This window comes from Burkholderia sp. Ax-1719 (assembly GCF_011753055.1).
Classification (GTDB): domain Bacteria; phylum Pseudomonadota; class Gammaproteobacteria; order Burkholderiales; family Burkholderiaceae; genus Paraburkholderia.
The window spans coordinates 195,395-221,875 of record NZ_VWWJ01000008.1 but is presented as its reverse complement, the minus strand read 5'-3'; the positions used below and the strand labels follow the sequence as shown (position 1 = coordinate 221,875).

The following is a 26,481-nucleotide window of genomic DNA, read 5'->3' as shown; positions in this document are numbered from 1 at the left end:
CGTGCCCGAATGATGCCGCAAGTTTGTGAAACTGGCCGGGAAGCGGGCAGGATTTTGCGGGGCCGGAGCCGATGCCGCGCAAAGGCGCGTTGAAAAGCGCAGGAGGATCGAGGAGAGACGCGCGGCACAGAACGCGCCGCGCGGTTTTTGCGTGACTTTGAGCTTACGTCTGGCTTTCCGTCGCAGCGGAAGCCTTGGCCGCGAACTGCGGCGACTTCTTGCGCGGCGAGCGCTTTTTCTTCGGCGCGACCGGCGGCAACACGGCCGGCACGTGCGCCTCCAGCGTCGTCACGGCTTCGATGATGCCGCCGCCCAGGCACACTTCGCCGTCGTACAGCACGGCCGACTGGCCCGGCGTGACGGCCCATTGCGCGTCCGGGAAGCGCAGCGAGAACTGGCCTTCGCCGAATTCGCTTGCCGCTGCGAACGAGCAGGGCGCATCGGCTTGGCGATAGCGCGTTTTCGCACCGCACGCGTGACCTTCGGCAGGCGGCTCGCCCGCCACCCAGCTCACATTGCCTGCGCGCAGATCATGCGCGAGCAGCCACGGATGATCGTGACCCTGCACCACGTAGAGCGTGTTGGTCTCGATGTTCTTGCCCGCCACGAACCACGGATCGCCGCTGCCGTCCTTGCTGCCGCCCAGACCAATGCCCTTGCGCTGCCCGAACGTGTAGAACGCCAGACCGATATGCTCGCCCACCACCTTGCCATCGGGCGTCATCATCGGGCCCGGTTTGGTCGGCAGATAGCGGTTCAGGAAGTCGCGGAACGGCCGTTCGCCGATAAAGCAGATGCCGGTCGAATCCTTCTTCTTCGCGTTCGGCAGGCCGATCTGCTCGGCGATTTCGCGCACCTTCGTCTTGGGGATTTCGCCCAGCGGAAACATCGTCTTCGACAACTGCGCCTGGTTCAGGCGATGTAGGAAGTAGGACTGGTCCTTGGTATGGTCGAGCGCCTTCAGCAGTTCGAAGCGTCCGTTGCCCGCGTTCTGGCGCACGCGGGCGTAATGGCCCGTGGCGATGGTTTCCGCGCCCAGCGACATCGCGTGGTCGAGGAAGGCCTTGAACTTGATTTCGGCGTTGCAGAGCACGTCCGGGTTCGGCGTGCGGCCCGCGGAATACTCGCGCAGGAACTCCGCGAACACGCGGTCCTTGTATTCGGCGGCGAAGTTGACCGCTTCCACGTCGATGCCGATCAGATCCGCGACCGACACCACGTCGATCCAGTCCTGACGCGTCGAGCAGTATTCGCCGTCATCGTCGTCTTCCCAGTTCTTCATGAACAGGCCGACCACGTCGTAACCCTGTTCCTTGAGCAGCCATGCCGTCACCGACGAATCCACGCCGCCCGACATGCCTACCACCACTCTTTGTTTGCTCATCTCTGCTCAGCCTTTGCTGCCTGTCTTGTCTGCCAGCCTGGGACCGACCGCGTGCGTCTGCACGAAATCGAGCGGCACGCGCTTGCCCGCGAGGTAGTCGTCCACGCACTGCATCACGAGCGGCGTGCGATGCCGATCGCTCGCCGCGCGCAGTTCATCGGCGCTCATCCACAGCGTGCGCACGATATCGGGATCGAGCGCGCGATCTTCCGGCTCGGCCGCCACGCTGCCGCAGTACGTGAAGCGCAGATACGTCGTGCCGGATTCGCCCGGTTTGCCGAAATGCGTCATGTACATGCCGACCAGCGCATCGGGCGTGAAAGAGTAGGCGCTCTCCTCGAGCGTCTCGCGCACGACGGCTTCATCAAGCGTCTCGCCCGCTTCCAGATGCCCGGCGGGCTGGTTCAGGCGCAAGCCGAACTGCGTGTGTTCCTCGACGAGCAGAAAACGCCCGTCGCGCTCGATCACGGCGGCCACGGTGACGTGGGGTGCCCAGGTTTCATCGTTCATGGGCCGGTATTTTACCGGTAGGCGCTCAACGCTGCCCGGGGCCGGATCGCGCTCGGACTGTGGCCTGACCGTCCGGTCGGACTGCCCGCTGTGTTGTGTGCAGTGCACAAAAAGGGATAAATCCCGCTTCAAAGCCGTCGCCGCTTTCGGTTAAAGTGGTGCGTCGTTTGCCGTTGCATTGCCCGTTTCAGCCGTACCACGAACGTTGCAATAAAAGCCGGCGAACCTCGTCGGCCATACTCCAGATCAAAAAGAGAAGCAGGCCGAGGAGGAAACAACGATGCATATCGGAGTGCCCGCAGAGACGCGGGCGAACGAAAGCCGCGTGGCCGCGACGCCGGAGACAGTCAAGAAATACGTCGCGCAGGGTCACACGGTCACGATCCAGTCCGGCGCCGGCAACGGCGCCAGCTTCCCGGACGAAGCCTATACGGCCGTCGGCGCGCAGATCACCGATGCGGCGGCCGCTTTTGGCGCGGAACTCGTCCTCAAGGTGCAATCGCCGAATGTCAGCGAACTCGCGTTCATGAAACGCGGGGCGGTGCTGGCCGGCATGCTCGATCCATTCAATGCGGATAACGCGCAAAAACTCGCCGAAGCCGGTCTGACCGCCTTCGCGCTCGAAGCCGCGCCGCGTACGACGCGCGCGCAAAGCCTCGACGTGCTGTCCTCGCAGGCCAATATCGCCGGTTACAAGGCGGTGCTGGTGGCGGCCACGCTGTATCCGCGCTTCATGCCGATGCTGATGACCGCCGCCGGGACCGTGAAGGCCGCTCGCGTGCTGATTCTCGGCGCGGGCGTAGCGGGCTTGCAGGCGATTGCGACGGCCAAGCGGCTGGGCGCGGTGATCGAAGCCTCCGACGTGCGCCCGGCCGTGAAAGAGCAGATCGAATCGCTGGGCGCGAAATTCCTCGACGTGCCTTATGAAACCGATGAGGAGCGCGAAGCAGCGGTCGGCGTAGGCGGTTATGCGCGACCGATGCCGCCTTCCTGGCTGGCGCGGCAATCTGCCCTGGTGCACGAGCGCGCGCGCCAGGCCGACATCGTCATTTCGACCGCGCTGATTCCGGGCCGCGACGCGCCCACGCTGCTGCCCTCGGAAACCGTGCAGGCGATGAAACCGGGTTCGGTGGTCATCGACCTCGCGGCAGGACGCGGCCCGATTGCGGATCAAGCGAGCGGACGGCGCGGCGGCAACTGCCCGCTCACCGTCGCGGACCAGGTGGTGACCCAGCACGGCGTACAGATCTGCGGCTACACGAATCTGGCGTCGATGGTGGCCGCCGACGCGTCCTCGCTTTACGCGCGCAATCTGCTCGACTTCCTCAAGCTCATCGTCACGAAGGAAGGCACGCTCAACATCGATCTCGCGGACGACATCGTCGCGGCCACGCTGCTGGCCCGTGACGGCGTGGTCACGCGCAAGACCTGAGAGGAGACCGGCAATGGAACTGATCAACCATACCGTCATCAACCTGATCATCTTCGTGCTGGCCGTGTACGTGGGCTATCACGTGGTGTGGAATGTCACGCCGGCGCTGCATACGCCGCTCATGGCCGTGACCAATGCGATTTCGGCGATCGTGATCGTCGGCGCGATGCTGGCTACGGGCTTGACCGTGGGCTTCGCGGGGAAATTCTTCGGCACGCTGGCGGTGCTGCTGGCGGCGGTAAACGTGTTCGGCGGGTTTCTCGTCACGCGGCGCATGCTGGAGATGTTCCGCAAGAAGGAGCCTAAAAAGCTTGCTTCGGCCGAAGGTAAGGAGGGCGCACGATGAGCATGAACGTCGTTACGCTGCTCTATCTGGTGGCGTCGGTTTGCTTCATTCAGGCGCTCAAGGGCTTGTCGAATCCGCGCAGTGCGCGCGCCGGCAATCTGTTCGGCATGGTCGGCATGGCCATCGCCATCCTCACGACGATTGCGCTGATCGTGAAGGAGTCCGCACAGTTCGGCTCGAATCTTGGGCTGGGGCTGACGCTGCTGTTCGCGGTGCTGATCGTCGGCGGCGGGCTGGGGGCGTTCGTCGCTGCGCGCGTCGAGATGACCAAGATGCCGGAACTGGTCGCGGCCATGCACTCGCTGATCGGTCTGGCGGCGGTGTGCATCGCGTATGCGGTGGTGTCCGAACCCGCTGCCTTCGGGCTGGTGGCGGAAGACGCGCCGTATCCGGGCTTCCTGCCGTATGGCAACCGCATCGAACTGTTTATCGGCACGTTTGTGGGCGCGATTACGTTCAGCGGGTCGGTGATCGCCTTCGGCAAGCTCTCGGGCAAATACAAGTTCAGGCTGTTTCAGGGCGCGCCCGTGGTCTACGCGGGGCAGCATCTGATCAACCTGATGCTGGCGATCGGCATGATCGGCTTTGGCGTGCTGTTCTTCATCACGCAATCGTGGCTGCCGTTCATCATCATGACGCTGATCGCGTTCGCGCTGGGCGTGCTCATCATCATCCCGATCGGCGGCGCGGATATGCCGGTGGTCGTGTCGATGCTGAACTCGTACTCGGGCTGGGCGGCGGCGGGCATCGGCTTCTCGCTGAACAACGCGATGCTGATTATCGCGGGGTCGCTGGTGGGCTCGTCGGGCGCGATCCTGTCGTACATCATGTGCCACGCGATGAACCGCTCGTTCTTCAACGTGCTGCTGGGCGGCTTTGGCGCCGAAGCGGGCGGGGCGGCGACGGGCGGCGCGCAGGAACAGCGTCCGGTGAAATCGGGTTCGGCGGATGATGCTTCGTTCATGCTCGGCAACGCGGAAAGCGTGGTGATCGTGCCGGGCTACGGTCTGGCCGTGGCGCGCGCGCAGCATGCGCTGAAGGAGTTGACCGATAAGCTCGTCGAAAAGGGTGTGGACGTGCGTTACGCGATCCATCCAGTCGCGGGCCGCATGCCGGGCCACATGAACGTGCTGCTCGCCGAAGCCGAAGTGCCCTACGACATGGTGTTCGAGATGGAGGACATCAACAACGAGTTCGGGCAGACCGATGTGGTGCTGGTGCTCGGCGCGAACGACGTGGTGAATCCGGCCGCGAAGAACGATCCGAAGTCGCCCATCGCCGGCATGCCGATCATCGAGGCCTACAAGGCGCGCACCATCATCGTCAACAAACGGTCGATGGCGGCGGGTTACGCTGGGCTGGATAACGAACTCTTCTACATGGATAAAACCATGATGGTGTTCGGCGATGCGAAGAAGGTGATCGAGGACATGGTGAAGGCGGTGGAGTAAGCGCCTGCCCGCAAGACTTGATGGATGCAGAAAAGCCCGCGAAACAGCGGGCTTTTTTCATCGCGTGGGCGCATGCACATGCCGCAGATAATCCGCGAGCCGTCGTCCGCTCACATCGGGAAACGGCTCCAGCACTTCCACACCATTCATGCGCGCGATGTTGAAATTGCGAAAGCCCTCGCGCATTTCACACCACGCGCCAACCGTCCACTGTGCGCCCCAATAGACCAGCCCGAGCGGCCAGACGCGCCGTTCCGTCTGCGCGCCGATACGGTCGCAATACGCGAAACGCACCACCAGCCGCGCATCGACGGCGCGGTGCAACGCGTCGATCTTCTCCGAGTACGCCGCATCGACGTGATACGACGGCGCGAACACGGCGATGCGTTCGAGCACCGCGCGCTTGTCGGCGGGCATGGCCGCGGCGATCTTGGCGAGCGCACCCCGCGCGCCGCCCGCGAGCGCCGAGCCGCCCCATGATTCGGCCATGCGCGCACCCACGGCCAGCGCGGTGAGTTCATCGGCGGTAAAGGTGAGCGGCGGCAGGCTGGCGGTGCGCGCGAGCCGGTAGCCGATGCCCGCTTCGCCTTCGATCGGCACGCCCGAGAGCTGCAGATCGCGCACATCGCGATAGACCGTGCGCGGCGACACGGCAAGCCATTCGGCCAGCTGTTGCGCCGTCGTGAGGCGGCGGCCGCGCAGCAGCTCGGCGATCTGGAACAGGCGGTCGGCGCGACGGGTCATGAAGTAGCCGCTGAGTGGGTTGATGGGCGCGCGATGCCAACCTGCTGACAGGCCGCGCGCCCTGTGCCGCAGATGATAGCGCCGCGCGCGCCGCACCCGGCCGAACGCGTCAGCCGAGCTTGGCCGCGTGCAGACCGATGCGATTGCCTTCGGTGTCGATGAAAAAGCCGATATAGCCGTAGTTGTTCGGCAGTTCCAGCGCCGGGCCTTGCCGCTTGCCGCCCGCCTTTTCCACGCGATCGAGCACGGCCGTGACCGACGGCTGCGCGTTCAGATACACGAGCACGCCTTTCGGGTCCGGCTTGGCGTCCTGCGGATTGAACACGATGCAGCCGCCGGTTTCGGTTTCGGAATGGCCGAAGATCGCGATCGGCACGCCGCCGACCACTTCGCGTTGCAGCGAGGTATCCAGCGCGGATTCATAGAAGCGCGCCGCCCGATCGAGATCGTGCGCGGGAATTTCGAACCACGAGATGACGCGGGCAGCCTGGGAGGTCGCAGATTGCTGGGGCACGGTCTGCGGCTTTTCAAGCATTTCGGTAGACATGATGCGCTCCTGGAGAGACGGCGTAGATGTTCGGATGTCGGCGGCTGGCGGGATGCCGGAGTGCCGGCCCCGTGCGCGATGCGGCGTGCGGCTTGGGGTAGAGGCAGTGTGCGGGAGTGCTGCTGACAGCGTCCTGTCAGTAGCTGCGCCGTCGCGTTGCGCGCTCGTTCATGAGCGCACAATTCGAACTTTTTCGAGAGAGACGCGCGCGCGACTCTGCTGTAATCGACGTATCCGCTTCAACGACGGCGCACGTGCCGCTTCTACGCCTCTCATGTCTCCAAACGTTTCGATCATCACGCCTACCGCGAACCGCGAGGCGTTTCTTCCCGCCATCGCGCGCTGCGTGGCGCGTCAGCAGGTCGCCTGGGAATGGCTCGTACTCGACGACAGCCCGCAGCCGAGCGCCTTCATGCAGCAACTCGCGCGCAGCGATGCACGCGTGCGCTACTACTGGTCGAAGACGCCGATGTCGATCGGCGCGAAGCGCAACTGGCTCGTGGCCGAATCCAAAGCCGACGTCATCGCCCACTTCGATGACGACGATCACTACGCTGCCCACTATCTTTCCGGCATGACGCGCATGCTGCATGAGAACGACGCCGCGCTCATGAAGCTATCCACCTTCTGGATGTACGCGCCGCATACGCAGTTTCTCGGTTATATGGATCTGAGTGCGCGCGTTGGTTTGCACTACGAACTGCGTGGCCAGTCGGTCAGCACCGTGACATTCCACGAGAAGATGCAGATTGGCGCGGATTTCATTCTGTTTTACGGCTTTGCCTACGTGTATCGCAAGTCGCTGTTCGAGACGGCGCAATACGACGATGTGAATCTGGGCGAAGACGAAAGCTTCATCCGGCGCGTGGTGGAGGCGGGCGGGAAAGTGCTGGCGGCCGAGGATACGCAGGCGAGCTGCCTGCATCTGATTCATCCGGCGTCGACGTCGCGCTGCTTTTCGCGCTACGCCTTGCCGATGTTTCTGCTGCCGAAATTGTTTCCGGAGTACGAAGGGTATCCGCTGCCCGTCGAGGCGGGTGGCGGACAGGTCGGGCCTGCGCGCGTCTGATACGCGCGCGGCGGCCCGACGCGAGCGCTTTAGCCCGGCTTGCTTTCGTTGCTGTCGCCTTCTGCTGCGTCCTTCGCCGGACGCTGGCGCACGCTGCCCGCGATCAGGTCGAAGCGGAACAGACGGCATTCGAGCGCACCGTTGAAGAGCGGCGTTTTGGCGGCTTCGCGCAGGCGCAACTGGCCCGGCAGCTTGCGGTCCGAAGTGAGGAAGAACGCGCGCCAGCCCGTGAAGCGCTGCTTGAGCGCATCGCCGAGCGCCTGGAAGAACTCGGCGTCGGGCGCATCGGTGTGGGCGCGGCGGAACGAGTCGAGCGCGTCGTAGCCGTCGTCGTCACGCGGATTGCGCTCGCGCAACTCGCCACGCGCGTTGCGGCCGCGCACTTCGATACGCTCGCCGTACGGCGGATTGGCCACCAGGATGCCGTTGCCCGCGGCGGGCGGCGTCATGTTGCGCGCGTCGATCTGCTTGAGCGGCACGTTGCCCAGACCGGCGCGCGAGAAGTTGGCGCGAGCCTTCTCCAGCATGACGTCCGAGATATCGCTGCCGAAAATCTGCAGATCCTTCGCGCGGCTCATCGCCGTATTGCGCGCCGTGTTGGCTTCGCTCTTCAGATGACGCCATGCGGCCGTATCGGCCTGCTTCAGACGCTCGAAACCGAAGCTGCGCGACAGACCCGGCGCGATGTCCAGGGCGACCTGACAGGCTTCGGCGAGGAAGGTGCCGGAACCGCACATCGGATCATAGAGCGGCTGCTCAGGCGACCAGTTGGTCAGACGCAGGATGCCGGCGGCGAGATTTTCGCGCAGCGGCGCCGCGCCCTTGTCCAGACGCCAGCCGCGCTTGAAGAGCGGCTCGCCCGACGTATCGAGGTAGAGCGTGCAGTCGGTGGCGGTGAGGAAGGCGAAGATGCGCACATCCGGATACGCGGTATCGACGCTCGGACGCGAGCCGGCCTTGTCGCGCATACGGTCGCAGATCGCATCCTTCACGCGCAGCGTGGCGAATTCGAGGCTGCGCAGCGGCGACTTGATCGCGGTGATGTCAATGCGGATCGTTTCGTTCGGCGAGAACCACTTCTCCCATTGCTGCTCGCGCGCGAGCGCGTAAATATCCTGCTCGCCGCGATACGGACGCTGGGCGATCTTCAGGAGCACGCGGCTGGCGATGCGCGAATGCAGGTTCGCGGCCATGCCGCCGGCCCAGTTGCCGCGGAAATGCACGCCGCCGGGGACTTCGGCGCCGACCTGAAGCGCGCCGGGCGGCAAACGCAGTTGCGCGGTTTCGGCCAGTTCGGCGGCGAGCGCGGCTTCGAGGCCACGCGGGCAGGGAGCAAAGAAATCGAAAGACATGAGGAGAGAGGTGACGCTGCGGGGAAGGCGCTATTGTACGCGGGTTAGCGCGCGGGGCCGGGCGGCGTGGTGCGGGCGAGTCGGATGCGCGGCTGCGCGACGCTCAGGCTGCGTCCCGAACCAGTGGCTTGATCGTCGGCCGCGGCAGGCGGCTGGCCTGCCAGAGGTCCCATTGATTCTGCATGCCCAGCCAGAGATCCGCCGACGTGCCAAGCCATGCGGACAGTCGCAGCGCTATATTGGCCGTCACGCTCGCTTTGCCGTTGAGCAGATTCGACAGCGTGACACGGTTGATCTGGAGCGCATTTGCGGCTTCCGTCACGGTCATGTCCGGCGGAATCCATTCGCGCAGGACTTCGCCGGGATGCGGCGGGTTGTACATTCTGCAGCTCATGCGTGCCCTTCAGTGGTAGTCCTGATAGTCGAGGAGGATGGCATCCTCGCCTTCGAACGTGAAGGTCAGACGCCAGTTGCCGTTCACCCAGACAGCCCAGTGATCGCGGAGACTGCCGCGCAGCGCATGCAGGCGCCAGGGAGGCGAGTTCATGTCAAGTGGGCCACGCGCCACATCGAGCGCTCCCAGCAAAACGCGCAGCCTGCCCGCGTGATTCGCCTGAATGCCCGCCTTGTTGCCGTCCAGAAAAAATGCTGCAAGACCTTTGTGCCGAAAGGTTTTTATCATGCGACTGTAGCCTGGTTGACTACACGCTGCAAGTGCCATGCGTTGGCATATTGCGGTGCAGAGGCGGTTGAGGAACGCCACAGCAAATGCCGCAGCGCGAGCGTTCCTCACCGTGTCATCAAGGCTTGCCGCATTGTTTGGGCTTGATCAGATCAGCTTGCAACGCTGGCCATCCGATATAGAAAAGCCCTCACTCATTCGTTGTCTTCCCGCAACCCGCCGCGCCGGATCGGCCAGACCAGCGCCATCGGATGCTTCCTCACGCGCCGCCAGAACGCGCGCATCAGCGGGCGCACGTCGCGGCGGCCGAGGTCGCGCGAGCGCAGCGCCATATGCAGCGCGAGCGCGAAACTCACCGTCACGTTGAGTACGGCCATGCTGGCCACGCCTGCCACGGCCCACCAGAGTTCGCCGCTTTCAAGCGTGCGCGTGCCGAGCACGCCCATGGCCACGCCGATTGACCCCGCCGACAAGGTCACGTGCCGCACCTCGAAGTGGAACGCCACGGCGGACACGATCGCCGGCACCAGACCGAGCATCATGCCGAGCACCAGATTGCCCCACACGCCTGCCGCATTCACACGGCAAAAGCGCGCCAGGCGCGCCGCGCCCGAAGCGCCCAGCGTCATGCGCAGGCGCCGGTTCCACGCGAGCGCATCTTCAACGCGATGGAGTACGAACCAGTTGTCGGCCCATCCCGCGAACAGGCTCGACGCCCACAGCAGCACGCCCGTGAGCGCGGCGTAGAACGGCGTCGGTCCGAACAGCGAGAACGACTGCAGCGTGGCGTGCGCCTTCGCGGGCGAGATCAGATTGACGTGGAACAGCCAGCCGCAGGCGAGCTGGATCGCCAGACACGCGGGAAACACAAGCAGCACATTGCCGAGCACGGCGGCTGCCTGCGTGCGGATCAGCGCCACCACTGACGAGACGAAGCGCGCCCGGCCCGCCGCCACATTCGTGCCATCGAGTTCACGCGCAAGCGTGGGCGCGGTCATGGCGGGCTGCTTGGTCGCGAGCGAGAAGTGGCAGAAGTGCATCACGAGGAAGCTGAGCGCGTAATTGACGCCCGCGAACAGCCCCTCGATCATCGATGGCAGATGCGCGCCCGTGACGCCGAACTTCACGTACACCGTGACGGCGGTGACGAGACCGCCGCCCGCCGCCATGCGCAGCATCGTGAGGTATTCGGCGCGATCTCGTGCGATGTAGTGCTCGCCGGTATCGGCGGACAGTTCCACGACCTTGCGCGAGAGCAGCGCAAAGTTGCTGCGTACGAGGTGCGCGACGCTCTGGCTGCGCTGGTTCGCGCTCACGAGATCGGCGACGAGGCGCGCCTGGGTCGGGGCGTCGTCGGCGGCCATCCACGCGTCGAGCAGGCGCTCGGCGCGCACGATCCGCATGCGCATGCGCTCGACCTGGAACACCGTGTCCACGCGCACGCCGTGGCGATAGAGGTGCGCGAACACATCGTCGGTGGCTTTGCGGCAGTCGTCGAGCAACAGGCGCAGCCAGCTCACTTCCTGCAGCAGACGCGCGGGTTCGCCCGCATCGCGCGCGTTTTCCACCGCGAGCAGCGCGCGCGTGAGGCGGAAGAACGGCAGCTTTTCGATGGCGACGCGCGCTTCGTCGCTGGACAGGCGGCTGCGCACCGTGGGCGAGAGACCGGTCGAGCTGATCTGGCAGGTCAGGTTGTGGAGCGCCGTGAGCAGGTCGAGCGAGAAGTCGCCCGGCAGGCGGGCGGGCGGTGCGGCGTCGCTGCCATCGGCAGTCACGGGCAAAGGCGCGGGCTCGGCGATCAAGGCCTGCAGGCGTTTGAGCAGGTCAGCGGGCAAGGTCGCGATCCATTCGGGATCGTGCGTCGCCGGGAACATCAGGGTGACGAGCGCCGCGAGGTCGCGTCGGTTGGGCGCGGGCGGGATCAACTGCGCCTGCACGCGCTCGACCAGCGCGCCCAGCAGGCCCGAATGCACCGGCATGCCGGCGTCGCAGAGTAGCGAGATGCTGTCGCTATCGCGCAGCAGCTTGCGCACCATGGCGCCGACATTGGCTTTCCACGCCGGGTTGCGGTCGAGCACATGCAGCAGATAGCGCACGCGCACATGCTCAGGCGGCGTGCGCAGTGGTGCGTCGGGTGCGGGTTCGGACGCCGCTTCGGCATCGAGCTTGCCGCGCCGGTGAATCCAGTGCGCAAGCTCGATCAGCCAGTCGCTGCGTTCGGCATAGGGGGCATCGGCGTCGGCGCTGGCGAGCAGCGCGTCGAGCTGCTGTCCGGCGCTGCGGGAGGCGCGCCATTTTTTCCAGAGCGTCGTAATCGAACGGAACATACGAGAGTGTCGGGCAGTGAGGCAAGCCGACATTATCGCGGGCCGCGCGATTTGAGCTATTCGCAATGGCTCAACGTGGGGGGAAAGGTGACGACGCGGCGGCAGTCGCGCGCGTCGTCCGGGCTGTGCTTGGCCGTTAGCCCGCCGAAGCGGCGGCAGGCGCGATCTGCGGGCAGGCGATGCTGGCGGGCGCTTTCATGCGCACGGCGGGTTTCGCGCCGCCTTTGGTCGACGTCGAGGATGTCGATGCCGGCATGCTGATTTGCGGCGTAGCGGCCAGTGCGCGTACGCCGCTCGCAATCGCCTGCGAGAGATCGGCCACCGCGCGGCGATGTCCGACCACCAGCGCGTCATACCCATCGCCGACGGGTTCGTTGAGCACGCTGCGGCAGGTCATGACCGTCTGCGTGTTGAGCGCACGCACGCTCCACACCGCGTCGATCAGCGCATGCGAGCCGGGCCACGACTCGAACCGCTGCACGTTCACGCTGACGCGATAGACCGGCACGGTGTCCGGATGCGGCGAGCCGTAGACGTCGATGGTGTTCAACTGCTGCGTGAGGTCGCCCGAGAGCGCGCGGCGGATCTCGTCGCCGGGCATCGAAGCCCAGCGTTCCTGCTCCAGCACCTTCACCTGGGTGGCGTCGGTCTGCACCACGAGTTGGGCTTTGGCCACCTGCGGCGGCACGTCCACCGGCGCAAGCTCGATCAGCCAGGCCGGATTGGCGGGGCTGGCCGTGACAGCCGCAGGCGCCGGATTACGGGCGCCGTCGCCGGTCGGGCTCAGCGTGTAGAAGCGGCTGGCCGGCGAGGCGCAGCCCGCGAGCGCCGCCCCGAGGGTCAGGGCGAACGCCGAGGCGAGCACCGGAAGGGCGGCGGGAAGCCGGAGGTTGAGCCGGCGAAACGTCATGGCTGGTCTCCTGATTTGCCGCGCAGCAGCGATTCGGGATGGCGCTCCAGATAGTCCGTGAGCGCGTTGAGGGATTGCAGCGTACGCGTGAGTTCCTGCATCGCCTGATGGACGTCCGATTGCAGCGGCGAATCCTGCTGCAGCGTGGACTGCGCGGCGCTGAAGGTCTTCTGCGCTTCGTCGAGCGTGCCCTTCATCTGCGGCAGGATCTCGTCGTTGACCTTGCCGAACAGCTGGTTCGCGTTCTTCAGCGACTCGTTCAGGTTGTTGCCGATCTTGTCGAACGGAATCTGATTGAGCTTCTTCGTGATGTCCGCGACCTGCTGCTGCAGTTCTTCCAGCGAGTTCGGTACCGTCGGCAGCTCCATCGGATCGTGGTCGAGGTCCGCCTTCGCGGGCCCGGCCTTCGGGAACACGTCGAGCGCGATGTAGAGCTGACCCGTGATCAGGTTGCCCGTGCGCAGCTGGCCGCGCAGCCCGCGCGCCACCAGACGCTTGACCAGCTCGCGGCTTTGCGGCGTATGCGGCGCAGGCGGCTCGCCGCGCGTACGGCGCGACAGACGCAGCGGATACAGATCCATCGTCACCGGCATGGTGAAGTTGTGCTCCTTCGGGTCGTACTCGATGCCGATATCGGTCACCTGGCCAAGCACGATGCCGCGGAAGTCCACCGTCGCGCCCACCGACAGGCCGCGCAGCGACTGGTTGAAGTACATCACCACGCGCACCGGCGCGCCATCCGGCTCGCGCATCGCTTCGCTCTCGTCGGAGGCGAGCGTGAAGGTGGCGTTGTCGGGCGCCTGCGGGCCCATTGCCTGGCCGGCCGGCGCCTGGAAGGCGAGGCCGCCCACCACGACGGTCGCGAGCGACTGCGTGTTGACCTTGATGCCGCTGGAGTCGAGCTGCACGTTCACGCCGCTCGCATGCCACCAGCGCGTGTTGGTGCCCACGTACTGATCGTAAGGGGCGCTCACGAAGACCTGCACGGTCACGCCCGTGCCGTCCTTGTCGAGCGAATAGCCGGTAACCTGGCCAACCTGGATGCGGCGATAGAAGATAGGCGTGCCGATGTCGAGTGAGCCGAGGGTTTCGCTATGCAGGGTAAAGCGATGGCCTTTCTCGTCGATGGTGACGGCGGGCGGGGTTTCCAGCCCGGTGAAGTCGCTGGCGGTTTCTTCCGAACGACCCGCGTCCGCGCCGATATAGGAACCTGACAGCAGCGTGCCGAGGCCCGAAACGCCGCTCGCGCCGATGCGCGGACGCACCACCCAGAAGCGGCTGTCCTTCTTGGCGAAGTTTTCAGCGTCCTTGGTCAGCTCGACGGTCACGAGCACGTGCGAGAGGTTCGGCGAGAGCTTGATGGCGCGCACCGAGCCGATATCGACATCCTTGTATTTGACCTTGGTCTTGCCGGGCTCAAGCCCTTCGGCGGTCATGAAGCTGATGGTGATGGTCGGGCCGCGCATGGCGACCGACTTCACCACCAGCGCGACGCCGATCAGCGCCGCGATGAGCGGCACGATCCAGACGAGCGAGGGCAGCCAGCGTTTGGGCTTGACGATATCCGGCTCGGGCAGGTCCGGCGGATTCGGTCCTTGCGGACTATTCATGGGGGCGATCCTGAGAGTGTTGCGTGGGTTGCTGCTGGTACTGCTGATGTTTGTCTTCGTCCACTGGATCCCAGATGAGGCGCGGGTCGAACTGCATCGACGCCATCATCGTCAGGATCACGACCGAGCCGAACGCGATGGCGCCCGGCCCCGCCGTGATCACCGCAAGCGACTGGAAGCGTACCAGCGCGACGGTCAGCGTGACCACGAAGATGTCCAGCATCGACCAGCGGCCGATGAATTCGACCAGCCGGTAGAGCTTCGAGCGCTCGACCGGCCGCCACGTCGAGCGGCGCTGCGAGGTGATGCAGAGCAGCGCGATCACGGTGAGCTTGAGCATCGGCACCAGAATACTGGCGATGAAGACGATCACCGCGAGCGGCGCGTCGCCCGAGGTCCAGAAGTAGACGACGCCGCTCATGATGGTGTCGTCTTCGTCGCCGACGAGCGAGGCCGTGTGCATCACCGGCAGCAGGTTCGCGGGGATGTAGAGCAGCGCCGCCGCGATCAGCAGCGCCCAGGTGCGCGCGAGGCTGTCGGGATGGCGCAGATGCAAGGGCGAGTTGCAGCGTGCGCAGCGCTGGTGCGCGGCATGAGCCGCGCCGCTGGCTTTGGCGCGCGCACGCGGCTGCAGATGGCCGCAGGCGTGGCAGGAAATGAGGCCGGCGTCGGTGGCGGTGACGTATTTCATCGGGATGCCTCGGTACGCGGGTTGTTCAGCGTGTGCTTCATCGCGGAGTCCAGCCCGGCGAATCGGGCGCGCCGGGTTTGGGCGCGGGTGCGGGCTTGGGTGACGACGGGTCGCGGATGTCGGGTTCGCCGATGGGGTGGTCGACCGCCGCCCCGCCTTCCAGGCCGCCGAGCGTGGGCGGCACGCCCGGGTCGAGCAAACCGTCCGGGTCGATATCGGGGCCGGCAGGTGTGGCGCCGTGCGACCCGGATCCGCCGCGCCCCGGATGGCGGGCATGACGCGCGCCCGCGCGCAGTGCATCGGCGATATCCCAGAGCGTGCGCGAGTCGAACGTCACCACCACCGTGAACATCAGCGTGAGCACCGCAAACGCGAAGAGCGCGGTTTCTGGGATCACGCGCGCGAGGCTCACCATCTTCACGATCGTGATGAGCACGCCGAGCATGAAGACTTCGAGCATGCCCCAGGGCCGCACGAACTGGATCGCGCGCAGCACCTGATTGAAGCCGGGTGGAATGAAGCCGCGCCGGATCGGCAGCAGCACGTAGAGCAGCGCGACCATCTCGGTGAGCGGAAACAGAATCGTTGCGCAGAACACCATCACCGCGACGATCTGCATGTCCTCGTTCCACAGCACCACGAGCGCGCCGAACAGGCTCGACTCCGAATGGATGCCGTTGGCGTCGAGTTCGATGATAGGAAACGACTGGGCGATGATGAACGTGACGAGCGCGGCGACGGTCATCGCGCAGATGCGGTCGAGCTGCGCCGAGCTGCTTTGATAGAGCGTGGCGCCGCAGCGCGAGCAACGCGCGGACTGTCGCCCGAGCAGGCGTGGTTTGCGGTAGAGCGCGTCGCATTCGTGACACGCGATCAGATTGTCCTGGGCCATGCGGTCGGATGACGCAAAACGACGTGAACGGGGACGAGCAGCGCCGGCGCGGCTGCGGCCCGCTTGCCTCAAAGATGGGCGGCGGCCCGCAGCGGCCTTGCCGGCCATGTTACCAAAGGCGGATGGCGGCGCGCATTTGCTACGCCGCGACCTGGGCCCTGCTCGATGGGTCGTGGAGTGTGCCACGTTTGCCGCAGCTACGTATGCGAGCCGGGCAGCCATTCTGCGCCAGCACAGACTTGCGCAATATTTTTCGCAGCCGGGTTTGCGCTTTATCTAGATGTTTGCAGTCGCGCCGGTTTTTATACGTTCGGCTATCTTTGCAGGTGGGCGGCCGGCTTTTCGGCCACGCTCAAGCGCACCTTCGCGGGCGGAGGGCGCGCTGTCAGGCACTTGCGCCCGGCTCGGGGATGGCCATGAAAGCAGCGACAGGGCGGGCAGGCGATACCCGCAGCGGGCCGCGCGACGTGTGCGCGCTCGCATCGGTACTTGCCGTGCCGGCCTTGCTGGCGGGTGCACTGCTGTTTGCCGCGGGCAGCGCATGGGCGCAGCTCGATGCGGACAAGAGCACGATTGTCGCGATTTCGCGGCAGTTGAGCGTGCGGGTGGAAGGCAATTTCACGAAGTTCGACGCCCAGATCGACTTCGATCCGGCCAAGCCCGCTGGCGGAACGGCGCGCCTGACGGTGGACACGGCCAGCTACGATCTGGGCGATTCGACCTATAACGATTCCGTGCGCGGCCCCGCCTGGTTCGACGCGAAGACGTATCCGCAAGCCACTTTCGTCTCGACGGCGATTGCCTCGACCGGCCCCAACCAGTACAGCGTGAGCGGCAACCTGACGATCAAGGGGCACACGGAGAGCGTCGCGGTGCCCGTCGTGCTCACGCAGCAGGGCACGACGCAGACCTTTGATGGCACCTTGCCGATTCACCGCCTGCTGTTCGGTATCGGCACGGGCGAGTGGAAAGACACGTCGACGGTCGCGGACGAAGTGCTGATCAAGTTTCACATCGTCGTCGCGGCGCAGCATGCGGCGCGCTAGCGTTTTCTTCACCCCCCATCCCGTAGCGAAAAGGAGGCGTACTTGAACCCATTCGTGTTGAAAAACGTGATGACCGCCGGTGCCGCCGCGCTGTCGATCGCCGCATCGTTGATCCCGTCGATGGCGCAGGCCGCCGATACCTATCAGCTCGATCCCAACCACACTTACCCGAGTTTCGAAGCCGATCACTTCGCCGGTCTGTCGGTGTGGCGCGGCAAGTTCACCAAAACCACGGGCACCGTCACGCTCGACCGCGCCGCGAAGACCGGCACGGTCGACGTGAGCATCGATCCGGCTTCGGTCCAGACGGGCAATACCGAGCTCGACAAGCACCTGCGCGGCGAGGAGTTTTTCGACGTCGCGAAGTATCCGGTCGCCACCTACAAGGGTACGCAGATCGTGTTCGACGGCGACACGCCGAAGGAAGTCGTGGGCACGCTCACGCTGCACGGCGTGACGAAGCCGCTGAAGCTGGAGATCGACTCGTTCAAGTGCATGCCGCACCCGATGCTCAAGCGCGAAGTCTGCGGCGTAGAGGCCGAAGCCGAATTCAATCGCGACGACTTCGGCATGGAGATGGGCAAGAAGTACGGCTTCAGCATGAAGACGAAGCTGCATATCCAGGCCGAGGGCATCAAGCAGTAAGGCTCGCGCGACGCACCACAGGGACGAAAAAAAGCCCCGCGACTGGCGCGGGGCTTTTCGTTCGACCTGTACAAGCGCTTAAACCTGCGCGCCTGCGTTCGGATCGTTCGGATCGAACTTGTCTTTCTTGTCCTTGATGAGGTCTTCGCGTTTCACGCCGAGCCACATCGACAGCGAGGCCGCCACGAACACCGACGAGTAGATACCGAACAGAATACCCACCGTCAGCGCCAGTGCGAAGTAGTGCAGCGTCGGGCCGCCGAAGAAGAACATCGACAGCACCATCATTTCCGTACAGCCGTGGGTGATGATGGTTCGCGACATCGTGCTGGTGATCGCGTGGTTGATAACCTGCGTGACGCTCATCTTGCGCTCGCGCCGGAAGGTCTCGCGAATCCGGTCGAAGATAACGACCGATTCGTTCACCGAGTAGCCGAGCACGGCGAGCACCGCCGCGAGCACGGAGAGCGAGAACTCCCACTGGAAGAACGCGAAGAAGCCCAGAATGATCACCACGTCGTGCAGGTTGGCGATCACGCCGGCCACGGCGTATTTCCACTCGAAGCGGAACGACAGATAGATGATGATGCCGGCCACCACGCAGGCGAGCGCGAGCAGGCCGTCGGTCGCGAGTTCCTTGCCGACCTGCGGGCCGACGAACTCCACGCGCTGCAGCTGAACCTGCGGTTCGGCTGCCTTGAGCGTGCCCATCACCTGGTCGCTCTGTTGCGCCGAGCTGAGGTTCTGCTTGATCGGCAGGCGGATCAGCACGTCGCGCGAGGTGCCGAAGTTCTGCACCTGGGCGTCGCCGTAACCGATCTTCGCGAGCGAATCACGCACGGGTTCCAGCGGCACTGCCTGCGGATACTGCACTTCGATCACCGTACCGCCAGTGAATTCGATCGACAGGTGCAGGCCGCGGTGGAACAGGAAGAACACCGCCGCAATAAACGTAATGAAGGAGATCGCGTTGAAGATCAACGCGTGCTTCATGAACGGGATGTCCTTGCGGATGCGGAAAAATTCCATTTTCTAGTCTCCGTATCAGCGGGACGAACCGGTGTTGTCGGGGCTGCTGGGGTCGTTGCGGCGGCGAACCGTCGGCTTCGCGCGCGCGGCACCCTTGGCGCCGGCCTTCGCGGCCTGACCCGTTTGACGCTTGACGGCGTTCGAGGCGAGGGCGCGGCCCGTGTCGGTGTCCGTGTCTTCGGCGTTCAGCGCGGGTGCGCCAGCCGCTTCCGGTTCCGGACGCCACACCTGGCCGACAGCCAGCGACTTGAGCTTCTTCTTGCCGCCGTACCAGAGGTTCACGAGACCGCGCGAGAAGAACACGGCCGAGAACATCGAGGTCAGAATGCCGATACAGTGCACGATCGCGAAACCGCGCACCGGGCCCGAACCGAAGGCCAGCAGCGCCAGACCGGCGATCAGCGTAGTGACGTTCGAGTCGAGAATCGTTGCCCAGGCGTGTGCGTAGCCGTTCTGGATCGCCAGTTGCGGCGGCGCGCCGTTACGCAGTTCTTCGCGCACGCGCTCGTTGATCAGCACGTTCGCGTCGATCGCCATACCGAGCGCGAGCGCGATAGCGGCGATACCCGGCAGCGTCAGCGTGGCCTGCATCATCGACAGCACGGCCACCAGCAGCAGCAGGTTGACCGACAGGCCGATCATCGAGATCACGCCGAACAGCAGGTAGTAGCAGACCATGAACACGGCGATCGCGGCGAAGCCGTAGACCACCGAGTCGAAACCCTTGCGGATGTTGTCCGCGCCCAGGCTCGGGCCGACCGTGCGTTCTTCGATGATGTCCATCGGCGCGGCCAGCGAACCGGCGCGCAGCAGCAGCGCGAGATCGGTTGCCGCCTGCGGCGTGGGCTGGCCCGTGATCTGGAAGCGGTCGCCCAGTTCAGACTGGATGGTCGCCACCGTCAGCACTTCGCCCTTGCCCTTTTCGAACAGCACCATCGCCATCGGCTTGCCGATGTTGTCGCGCGAAACCTGACCCACCGCGCGGCCGCCCGCCGAATCCAGGCGGATGTTGACCGACGGACGCTGATGTTCGTCAAAGCCCGCCGAGGCGTCGATGATGCGGTCGCCGGTGAAGATCACCTGCTTGCGCAGCAGCACCGGCGCGGCGTTGCCTTGCGTGAACAGTTCGTCGCCCGGCGGCACGGGGTCGCCCGGATTCGGGTGCAGGCCGTTCGGGTCGGCGAGGCGCGCTTCGAGCGTCGCCGTGCGGCCGATGATGTCCTTCGCCTTCGCGGTGTCCTGCACGCCCGGCAGTTCGACCACGATGCGGTCGTCGCCTTGCTGCTGGATCACGGGCTCGGACACGCCCAGTTCGTTCACGCGGTTGTGCAGCGTCTGGATGTTCTGCTTGAGCGCGGCGTCCTGCACGGCCTTCTTGACCGCCGGCGTGAACGAGCCAACCAGCTGCACGCCGCCTTCAGGATTGTTCTGCGTCGACCACGTGAGTTCGGCGATGCCGCGCGTGCCCGACAGCGTCTGGCGCGCAGCGTCGGCGACCGACGGATCGGCGAAATTGATCACCACCGTCTGGTTGACGCGGTTCACGCCGCCGTCGCGGATGTTCTTGTCGCGCAGGAGCGAGCGGGCGTCCGAAGCGTCGGAATCGAGCTTCTTGTTGAGCGCGCCGTTCATGTCCACCTGGAGCAGGAAGTGCACGCCGCCGCGCAGGTCCAGACCGAGGTACATCGGCAGCGCGTGCAGGGCGGTCAGCCAGCGCGGCGAGGCGCTCTGCAGGTTCAGCGCAACGATGTACTGCGGATCGGTGGGATCGGCGTTGAGCGCGTGATTCAGCGCGTCTTTCAGGCGCAGCTGGGTGTCCGTGTCGGCCACGCGAACGCGGATATTCGCGTTCATCGACGAGTTGTCGAAGGTGACGTCGTCGGCCTTGATGTTGGCGGCGGCGACCGCGGCTTCGACCTGGGCGAGTGTGCCGGAGTCGAGCTTCACGGTGGCTTTACCGCTCGACACCTGGACCGCGGGCGCTTCGCCGAAGAAATTGGGCAATGTGTACACGAGGCCGATGGCAAGCGCCACGACCATCACGACATATTTCCAGAGGGGATAACGGTTCATTGGTTGGCCCAACGGGGGAGGGGAGTTGCCATCTCGATGCGCACGCGTCCGGCGAGGCCTTCGTGCCGCCCGCTCTGGGTGCAATCAGGGGCCGGGCCGGACGCGCTGGGCCGCAGGGTTAGCCGCGGCCTGAACTGATCAATGCAACGATCAATGCGTGATCGATCGTCTCGCGCTTACAGCGACTTGATCGTGCCCTTCGGCAGGATGGTCGTCACCGACGCCTTCTGCACGGTGACTTCCGTGCCGTCGGAAATTTCGACGCCAACATACGCTTCATTGACCTTCGTGACCTTGCCGACGATGCCGCCGCTGATGATGACTTCGTCGCCCTTGGCCATGGCGGCGAGCATGTTGCGGTGTTCCTTCTGACGCTTCATCTGCGGACGGATCATGATGAAGTACAGCACGGCAAACATCAGAATCAGCGGCAGGAAGCTCATCAGGCTCGATTCTGCGCCGCCAGCTGCAGGTGCTGCGAAGGCATTGGAAATAAACGACACGTTGGTCTCTCCGTTATACGATCTGTACGATCAAAGATACGATCAAAAGCGAGCCGGTTATTCTACCACCGGCAACTAACGCGACGATGGCGTCAAATAGGCTTTCCGATCAAGCTGTTAGCCGCTGTACAGCCGGGTTGCCCGCTTGCGCGAGCCCGGCCGCGACGCACTCGATGGTCAGCCGCGCATGACGCGCGGTCGTTGCGAAAGGTAATTGTAAAGTGTGCGGGCGTTGGCGGCGGCGCGCCATCAAAAACCTTCTAAAGCTTGCTGGCGCGCGCCGTGGCCCCGCACTTCCCGCGTTCAATCCACGCCGCGCGCGCGGTTTTCGGCGAAACGCTGACGGAAGGCCGTGAAGGACTTCGTCTCGATCGCCGTGCGGATTTCGCTCATCAGTTCCAGGTAGTAGTGCAGGTTGTGGATCGTGTTGAGCTGCGCGCCGAGGATTTCGCCAACGCGATGCAGGTGATGCAGATAGCCGCGCGTGAAGTGGCGGCAGGTGTAGCAGCCGCACTGCTCGTCGAGCGGGCGCAGCGAGTTCTTGTGCGTGGCGTTGCGGATCTTGATGTCGCCGAAACGCGTGAAGATCCAGCCGTTGCGCGCATTGCGCGTGGGCATCACGCAGTCGAACATGTCGACGCCCGCGGCCACGCCCGCCACCAGATCTTCCGGCGTGCCCACGCCCATCAGGTAGTGCGGCTTGTCGGCCGGAAGCTTCGGCGCGATGTGCTGCAGCACGCGCATCATGTCTTCCTTCGGCTCGCCCACCGACAGCCCGCCAATCGCATAACCGTGGAACGGCATCTGCGACAGGCCAGCGAGCGATTCGTCGCGCAGATCCTCGAACATGCCGCCCTGAACGATGCCGAACAGCGCATTCGGATTGCCCAGACGGTTGAATTCGTCGATCGAGCGCTGCGCCCAGCGCATCGACATGCGCATGGAATCCGCCGCTTCCTTGTGCGTCGTGGTGACGCCATTGGTTGCGTAGGGCGTGCATTCGTCGAACTGCATGACGATGTCCGAATTCAGCACCTTCTGGATCTGCATCGACACTTCGGGCGACAGGAACAGCTTGTCGCCGTTCACGGGCGAGGCGAAGCGCACGCCGTCTTCCGAGATCTTGCGCAGGTCGCCGAGCGAGAACACCTGGAAGCCGCCGGAATCGGTGAGGATCGGCCGGTTCCAGCCCATGAAGCGATGCAGGCCGCCATGCGCCTCGATGGTTTCCAGACCCGGACGCAGCCAGAGGTGGAAGGTGTTGCCGAGGATGATCTGCGCCTTCATTTCCTCCAGCTCGCGCGGCTGCGTCGCCTTCACGGTGCCGTAGGTGCCCACGGGCATGAAGATCGGCGTTTCGACCACGCCGTGATTGAGCGTGACGCGGCCGCGGCGCGCGAGGCCGTCGGTGCCGAGCAGTTCGAATTTGAGGCCGTTTTGCGGGCGTTCGCCGAGATAGGCGCCGTGTTCGGCGCGTGCGTTGTTTTGCTGACCGTCGGTCATGCGGTTGACTCCTGTGCTACCGGAAAACAGTCCGGCGCAATTGGTGAAACGCCGCCGCGCGTTCGTGAGGCGCGAGGCGGCTGGAAAAGGGGCGTTTTATCGCTTTTTACTTGTTCAGCGCGTCTTCGGTGCGCGTGAGCAGCATCGCGTCGCCGTAACTGAAAAAGCGATAACGCTCGGCAATGGCGTGACGATACGCGGCGCGAATGGTTTCGATGCCCGCGAACGCCGACACCAGCATCAGCAGCGTCGATTTCGGCAAATGGAAGTTCGTGACGAGCCGGTCGACCACGCGGAACTGATAGCCCGGCGTGATGAAGATATCGGTTTCCGCCTGTGTGGCCGCGAGCGGGCGATTCTCGTTCGCGGCGTCGCGTGCGGCAGCTTCGAGCGCGCGCATCGAGGTCGTGCCCACCGCGATCACCTTGCCGCCGCGCGCGCGCGTAGCGGTGATCTTGTCGACCAGCGTTTGCGGCAGTTGATACCACTCGCTGTGCATCTTGTGCTCGGCGATGTTGTCCACGCGCACCGGCTGGAACGTGCCCGCGCCCACGTGCAGCGTGAGCGTGGCGCGCTCCACGCCCATGGCGTCGAGTTTCGCGAGCAGCGCGTCGTCGAAATGCAGGCCCGCCGTGGGCGCGGCCACCGCGCCGGGATTCTGCGCAAACACGGTCTGATAGCGCGTTTCGTCGCCGGCATCGGCGTCGTGCGTGATGTAGGGCGGCAGCGGCAGACGGCCGAACTGTTCGATCAGTGTGAGACAGTCGTCGGGGAAATGCAGCGTGAAGAACGGCTCGACGCGCTCGCCCACCGTGACCTCGAACGCGTCGGCCAGACGCAGCACCGTGCCGGGACCGGGGCTCTTGCTCGCGCGGATCTGCGCGAGCGCCGTGCGCGCGCCGGTCAGGCGCTCGACCAGCACTTCGATCTTGCCGCCGCTGGCCTTCTGGCCGAAGAAACGCGCCTTCAGCACCTTGGTATCGTTGAACACGAGCAGGTCGCCGGGCGCGATGCATGCGGGCAGATCGGCGAACGTGCGATCGGTCAGCCGCGCGGGCTGCACCGTGTTATCGACTTCCAGGAGACGGCTCGCGCTGCGCTCGGGCAGGGCGGTCTGCGCGATCAGCGCTTCGGGAAGATCGAAATCGAAATCGGAAAGCTTGAACATACGGCCTGAAAACACGGTAAGCGATAAGGCGCCGACGATACGGCGCGGCGGCGGGTTTCTGGGATCGGAACGCGTAGCGGTTGCGCCCCAAAAACGGCCTGGATGCCCGCTCGGGCGGAACGAGCAAGTATGATTGCGGAACCGGCCAGCCAGCAGCCTCGAAAGCGGCATTGACCGCAGCGTAGACAGCGGCGGGCCGATGCGCGGACGTGCCGCGCCATGCCGGAAAGCCGATATTGTACTTGTGAAGCAGCCCATGCCCTCGTCCGTTAGCCGAATGATTGCCGAATCCGATCCCGCGAGCGTCCCCAACGACGACACGCAGCCGGAAGCGCGCGCCAACGCCAGCGACGATGTCCAGGACGGCGCGCCCAACGCCGCGGCGCCGCGCAAACGCACCGCCTCGAAGAAAGCGGCCGAAAAAGCCGACGCCAAAGCCGACGCCAAAGCCGACGCGAAAGACAAGCCCAAGCTCACCAAAACCGCCGACCGCCTCGCCAAACTGGGCCTGAAGAGCGCCATCGACCTCGTGCTGCATCTGCCGATGCGCTACGAGGACGAAACCACGCTCACGCCCATCGGCGAGTTGCTGCCAGGCGGCGTCGAGCAGACCGAAGGCGTGGTGTTCGACAACGAAGTCGCCTATCGCCCGCGCCGCCAGCTGGTCGTCAAACTGCGCGACCACAATGGCGACGAACTGCATCTGCGCTTTCTGAACTTCTACGGCTCGCAGGTCGCGCAGATGGCGGTGGGTAAGCGCCTGCGCGTGCGCGGCGACGTGCGCGGCGGCTTTTTCGGCATGGAGATGGTGCATCCGGCGGTGAAGGTCGTGGAAGGCGATGCGCCGCTGCCGCAGGCGCTCACGCCGGTGTATCCGTCGACGGCGGGTGTGAGCCAGGCGTATCTGCGCAAGGCCATCGACAACGCCCTCGAACGCGCGCATCTGCCCGAACTGCTGCCGGAACCCATCGCGCAGGAATTTCTCGCGCCGCTCAACGTGCCCGGCCTGATGGATGCGGTCAGAACGCTGCACCATCCGCCCATCAACGCCGATCAAAACGAACTGATCGACGGCTCGCATCCCGCCTGGACGCGCATCAAGTTCGACGAACTGCTCGCGCAGCAGCTCTCGCTCAAGCGCGCGCACGAAGAGCGCCGCACGCGCGCCGCACCGGCGATGGCGCGTCACGTCGCGGGCCGCAAGAGCGAGGAAACGCTGCTCGCGCGCCTGCGCGAAGCGCTGCCGTTCAAGCTCACGAACGCGCAGGAGCGTGTGGTTGGCGAGATTGCGCAGGACCTCGAAGCGCCGCATCCGATGCAGCGTCTGCTGCAAGGCGATGTGGGCGCGGGCAAGACTGTGGTGGCGGCTCTCGCCGCCGCGCAGGCCATCGACGCCGGTTATCAGGCCGCGCTGATGGCGCCCACCGAAATCCTCGCGGAACAGCACGCGCGCAAGCTGCGCGGCTGGCTCGAACCGCTCGGCGTTCAGGTGGCGTGGCTCTCGGGCAGCCTCAAGGCGAAGGAAAAGCGCGCTGCGCTGGAAGCCGCGGCGCTCGGCACGGCGAAGCTCGTGATCGGTACGCACGCGATCATTCAGGACGCCGTGGAATTCGCGCGGCTGGGTCTCGTGATCGTCGACGAACAGCATCGCTTTGGCGTCGAGCAGCGGCTCGCATTGCGCGCGAAGGCGCAAAACGCGAAATCTCCTGATGACGCCGCGCGCGAGTTCCAGCCGCATCAACTGATGATGACCGCGACGCCGATCCCGCGCACGCTCGCGATGACCTATTACGCGGATCTCGAAGTCTCCACCATCGACGAACTGCCGCCAGGCCGCACGCCGATTCTCACCAAGCTCGTTTCCGATGCGCGCCGCGAGGAAGTGATCGCGCGCGTGCGCGCCGCGGCGCTCACGGGGCGGCAGGTGTACTGGGTCTGCCCGCTGATCGAGGAAAGCGAGACGCTGCAACTGCAAACCGCCGTCGAGACCTACGAAACGCTGGTCGCGGCGCTGCCTGAGTTATCGGTTGGCCTCGTCCACGGGCGGCTGGCAGCGGCGGACAAAGCCGCCGTGATGGATGCGTTTTCGCGCAACGAAGTGCAGTTGCTGGTGGCGACCACGGTGATCGAAGTGGGCGTGGACGTGCCCAATGCGTCTCTGATGGTGATCGAGCACGCCGAGCGCTTTGGTCTCGCGCAATTGCACCAGTTGCGCGGGCGGGTGGGGCGCGGCACGGCGGCGTCGGTGTGCCTGCTGCTTTACACGGGTCCGCTTTCGCTCACCGGGCGTCAGCGTTTGCAGACCATGCGCGAAACCACCGACGGCTTCGAGATCGCGCGCCGCGACCTGGAGATTCGCGGTCCGGGCGAGTTCCTTGGCGCGCGTCAGTCGGGCGCGGCCATGCTGCGCTTCGCCAGTCTCGAAAACGACGCCTGGCTGATCGAGCCCGCGCGCGAGGCCGCCGAACGGCTGCTGCACGAATATCCGCACGTCGTCACTCAGCACCTGAACCGCTGGCTGGGTGCGCGCGAGCAGTATCTGAAAGCCTGAATAATCTATTGCCCCC

Annotated in this window: 24 protein-coding genes; 7 read left to right on the top strand and 17 right to left on the bottom strand. The window is 65.1% G+C overall.

Annotated features, from left to right (window positions below; translation table 11 throughout):
- Positions 1-163 precede the first annotated feature (163 nt).
- Together mnmA and F3J17_RS17345 are read right to left on the bottom strand one after the other, a co-directional pair.
- Positions 164-1,384, bottom strand: a complete 1,221-nt coding sequence (gene mnmA, locus F3J17_RS17350; RefSeq protein WP_167061065.1) for a tRNA 2-thiouridine(34) synthase MnmA — start codon at positions 1,382-1,384, stop codon at positions 164-166.
- A gap of 6 nt (positions 1,385-1,390) precedes the next feature.
- Complete coding sequence (locus tag F3J17_RS17345) at positions 1,391-1,894, bottom strand: NUDIX hydrolase (RefSeq protein WP_167061062.1); 504 nt, start codon at positions 1,892-1,894, stop codon at positions 1,391-1,393.
- Positions 1,895-2,174: 280 nt separating this feature from the next.
- Here F3J17_RS17345 and F3J17_RS17340 point away from each other — a divergent pair, with 280 nt between their 5' ends.
- The 3 genes from F3J17_RS17340 to F3J17_RS17330 are packed head-to-tail and all read left to right on the top strand — an operon-like array spanning position 2,175 to position 5,123.
- Positions 2,175-3,326 (top strand): Re/Si-specific NAD(P)(+) transhydrogenase subunit alpha, encoded by a 1,152-nt coding sequence (locus F3J17_RS17340; RefSeq protein ID WP_167061060.1) that lies wholly within the window; start codon positions 2,175-2,177, stop codon positions 3,324-3,326.
- A 13-nt stretch (positions 3,327-3,339) separates the two neighbouring features.
- Complete coding sequence (locus F3J17_RS17335; RefSeq protein WP_167061057.1) at positions 3,340-3,672, top strand: NAD(P) transhydrogenase subunit alpha; 333 nt, start codon at positions 3,340-3,342, stop codon at positions 3,670-3,672.
- Complete coding sequence (locus tag F3J17_RS17330) at positions 3,669-5,123, top strand: NAD(P)(+) transhydrogenase (Re/Si-specific) subunit beta (protein WP_167061054.1); 1,455 nt, start codon at positions 3,669-3,671, stop codon at positions 5,121-5,123. Before F3J17_RS17335 ends, F3J17_RS17330 begins: the two co-directional genes overlap by 4 nt.
- 57 nt (positions 5,124-5,180) lie before the next feature.
- Here the strand turns inward: F3J17_RS17330 and F3J17_RS17325 are convergent, their stop codons facing one another.
- Positions 5,181-5,867, bottom strand: a complete 687-nt coding sequence (locus tag F3J17_RS17325; protein ID WP_167061051.1) for a YafY family protein — start codon at positions 5,865-5,867, stop codon at positions 5,181-5,183.
- A gap of 109 nt (positions 5,868-5,976) precedes the next feature.
- The gene (locus tag F3J17_RS17320; RefSeq protein ID WP_167061203.1) at positions 5,977-6,402 is read right to left on the bottom strand and encodes a VOC family protein; all 426 of its coding nucleotides are present in this window, start codon (positions 6,400-6,402) and stop codon (positions 5,977-5,979) included.
- Positions 6,403-6,688: 286 nt separating this feature from the next.
- Between F3J17_RS17320 and F3J17_RS17315 the strand changes: the two genes are divergently transcribed.
- Positions 6,689-7,483, top strand: a complete 795-nt coding sequence (locus F3J17_RS17315; RefSeq protein ID WP_167061048.1) for a glycosyltransferase family 2 protein — start codon at positions 6,689-6,691, stop codon at positions 7,481-7,483.
- A gap of 29 nt (positions 7,484-7,512) precedes the next feature.
- Here the strand turns inward: F3J17_RS17315 and F3J17_RS17310 are convergent, their stop codons facing one another.
- The 8 genes from F3J17_RS17310 to F3J17_RS17275 all read right to left on the bottom strand — a co-directional run bounded on the left by F3J17_RS17310 (position 7,513) and on the right by F3J17_RS17275 (position 15,947).
- A complete protein-coding gene (locus tag F3J17_RS17310; RefSeq protein WP_167061045.1) occupies positions 7,513-8,835 on the bottom strand; it encodes a class I SAM-dependent RNA methyltransferase in 1,323 nt (440 codons plus the stop codon).
- A gap of 103 nt (positions 8,836-8,938) precedes the next feature.
- On the bottom strand, positions 8,939-9,229 hold the full coding sequence (locus F3J17_RS17305; RefSeq protein ID WP_167061041.1) for a HigA family addiction module antitoxin: 291 nt from the start codon (positions 9,227-9,229) through the stop codon (positions 8,939-8,941).
- A gap of 9 nt (positions 9,230-9,238) precedes the next feature.
- Complete coding sequence (locus F3J17_RS17300) at positions 9,239-9,517, bottom strand: type II toxin-antitoxin system RelE/ParE family toxin (RefSeq protein WP_167061200.1); 279 nt, start codon at positions 9,515-9,517, stop codon at positions 9,239-9,241.
- A gap of 194 nt (positions 9,518-9,711) precedes the next feature.
- On the bottom strand, positions 9,712-11,844 hold the full coding sequence (locus F3J17_RS17295) for a site-specific recombinase (protein ID WP_167061038.1): 2,133 nt from the start codon (positions 11,842-11,844) through the stop codon (positions 9,712-9,714).
- A gap of 136 nt (positions 11,845-11,980) precedes the next feature.
- Positions 11,981-12,754, bottom strand: coding sequence for a PqiC family protein (locus F3J17_RS17290; RefSeq protein ID WP_167061036.1), 774 nt, complete (start codon positions 12,752-12,754; stop codon positions 11,981-11,983).
- Entirely contained in the window at positions 12,751-14,364 is a 1,614-nt protein-coding gene (locus F3J17_RS17285) for an MlaD family protein (protein WP_167061033.1), read from the bottom strand. Before F3J17_RS17285 ends, F3J17_RS17290 begins: the two co-directional genes overlap by 4 nt.
- Positions 14,357-15,055 carry a paraquat-inducible protein A gene (locus tag F3J17_RS17280; RefSeq protein WP_167061030.1) on the bottom strand — a complete coding sequence of 233 codons (699 nt, stop codon included), beginning with the start codon at positions 15,053-15,055 and terminating at the stop codon, positions 14,357-14,359. Before F3J17_RS17280 ends, F3J17_RS17285 begins: the two co-directional genes overlap by 8 nt.
- A 37-nt stretch (positions 15,056-15,092) precedes the next feature.
- Entirely contained in the window at positions 15,093-15,947 is an 855-nt protein-coding gene (locus tag F3J17_RS17275; RefSeq protein ID WP_167061027.1) for a paraquat-inducible protein A, read from the bottom strand.
- Between the two features lie 416 nt (positions 15,948-16,363).
- Between F3J17_RS17275 and F3J17_RS17270 the strand changes: the two genes are divergently transcribed.
- Positions 16,364-16,993, top strand: a complete 630-nt coding sequence (locus F3J17_RS17270) for a YceI family protein (protein ID WP_167061025.1) — start codon at positions 16,364-16,366, stop codon at positions 16,991-16,993.
- Positions 16,994-17,062: 69 nt separating this feature from the next.
- The gene (locus F3J17_RS17265) at positions 17,063-17,638 is read left to right on the top strand and encodes a YceI family protein (protein WP_167061197.1); all 576 of its coding nucleotides are present in this window, start codon (positions 17,063-17,065) and stop codon (positions 17,636-17,638) included.
- A 78-nt stretch (positions 17,639-17,716) separates the two neighbouring features.
- Here the strand turns inward: F3J17_RS17265 and secF are convergent, their stop codons facing one another.
- The 5 genes from secF to queA form a co-directional block, all read right to left on the bottom strand.
- Entirely contained in the window at positions 17,717-18,667 is a 951-nt protein-coding gene (secF, locus tag F3J17_RS17260) for a protein translocase subunit SecF (protein WP_167061022.1), read from the bottom strand.
- A gap of 15 nt (positions 18,668-18,682) precedes the next feature.
- A complete protein-coding gene (gene secD / locus F3J17_RS17255) occupies positions 18,683-20,740 on the bottom strand; it encodes a protein translocase subunit SecD (protein ID WP_167061019.1) in 2,058 nt (685 codons plus the stop codon).
- Between the two features lie 176 nt (positions 20,741-20,916).
- Positions 20,917-21,243, bottom strand: a complete 327-nt coding sequence (yajC, locus tag F3J17_RS17250) for a preprotein translocase subunit YajC (RefSeq protein WP_167061016.1) — start codon at positions 21,241-21,243, stop codon at positions 20,917-20,919.
- Positions 21,244-21,546: 303 nt separating this feature from the next.
- Complete coding sequence (tgt, locus tag F3J17_RS17245) at positions 21,547-22,746, bottom strand: tRNA guanosine(34) transglycosylase Tgt (protein ID WP_167061013.1); 1,200 nt, start codon at positions 22,744-22,746, stop codon at positions 21,547-21,549.
- Positions 22,747-22,852: 106 nt separating this feature from the next.
- Complete coding sequence (queA, locus tag F3J17_RS17240; protein WP_167061010.1) at positions 22,853-23,914, bottom strand: tRNA preQ1(34) S-adenosylmethionine ribosyltransferase-isomerase QueA; 1,062 nt, start codon at positions 23,912-23,914, stop codon at positions 22,853-22,855.
- Positions 23,915-24,170: 256 nt separating this feature from the next.
- Here queA and recG point away from each other — a divergent pair, with 256 nt between their 5' ends.
- Positions 24,171-26,465 (top strand): ATP-dependent DNA helicase RecG, encoded by a 2,295-nt coding sequence (gene recG, locus F3J17_RS17235; protein WP_167061007.1) that lies wholly within the window; start codon positions 24,171-24,173, stop codon positions 26,463-26,465.
- Positions 26,466-26,481: the final 16 nt, after the last annotated feature.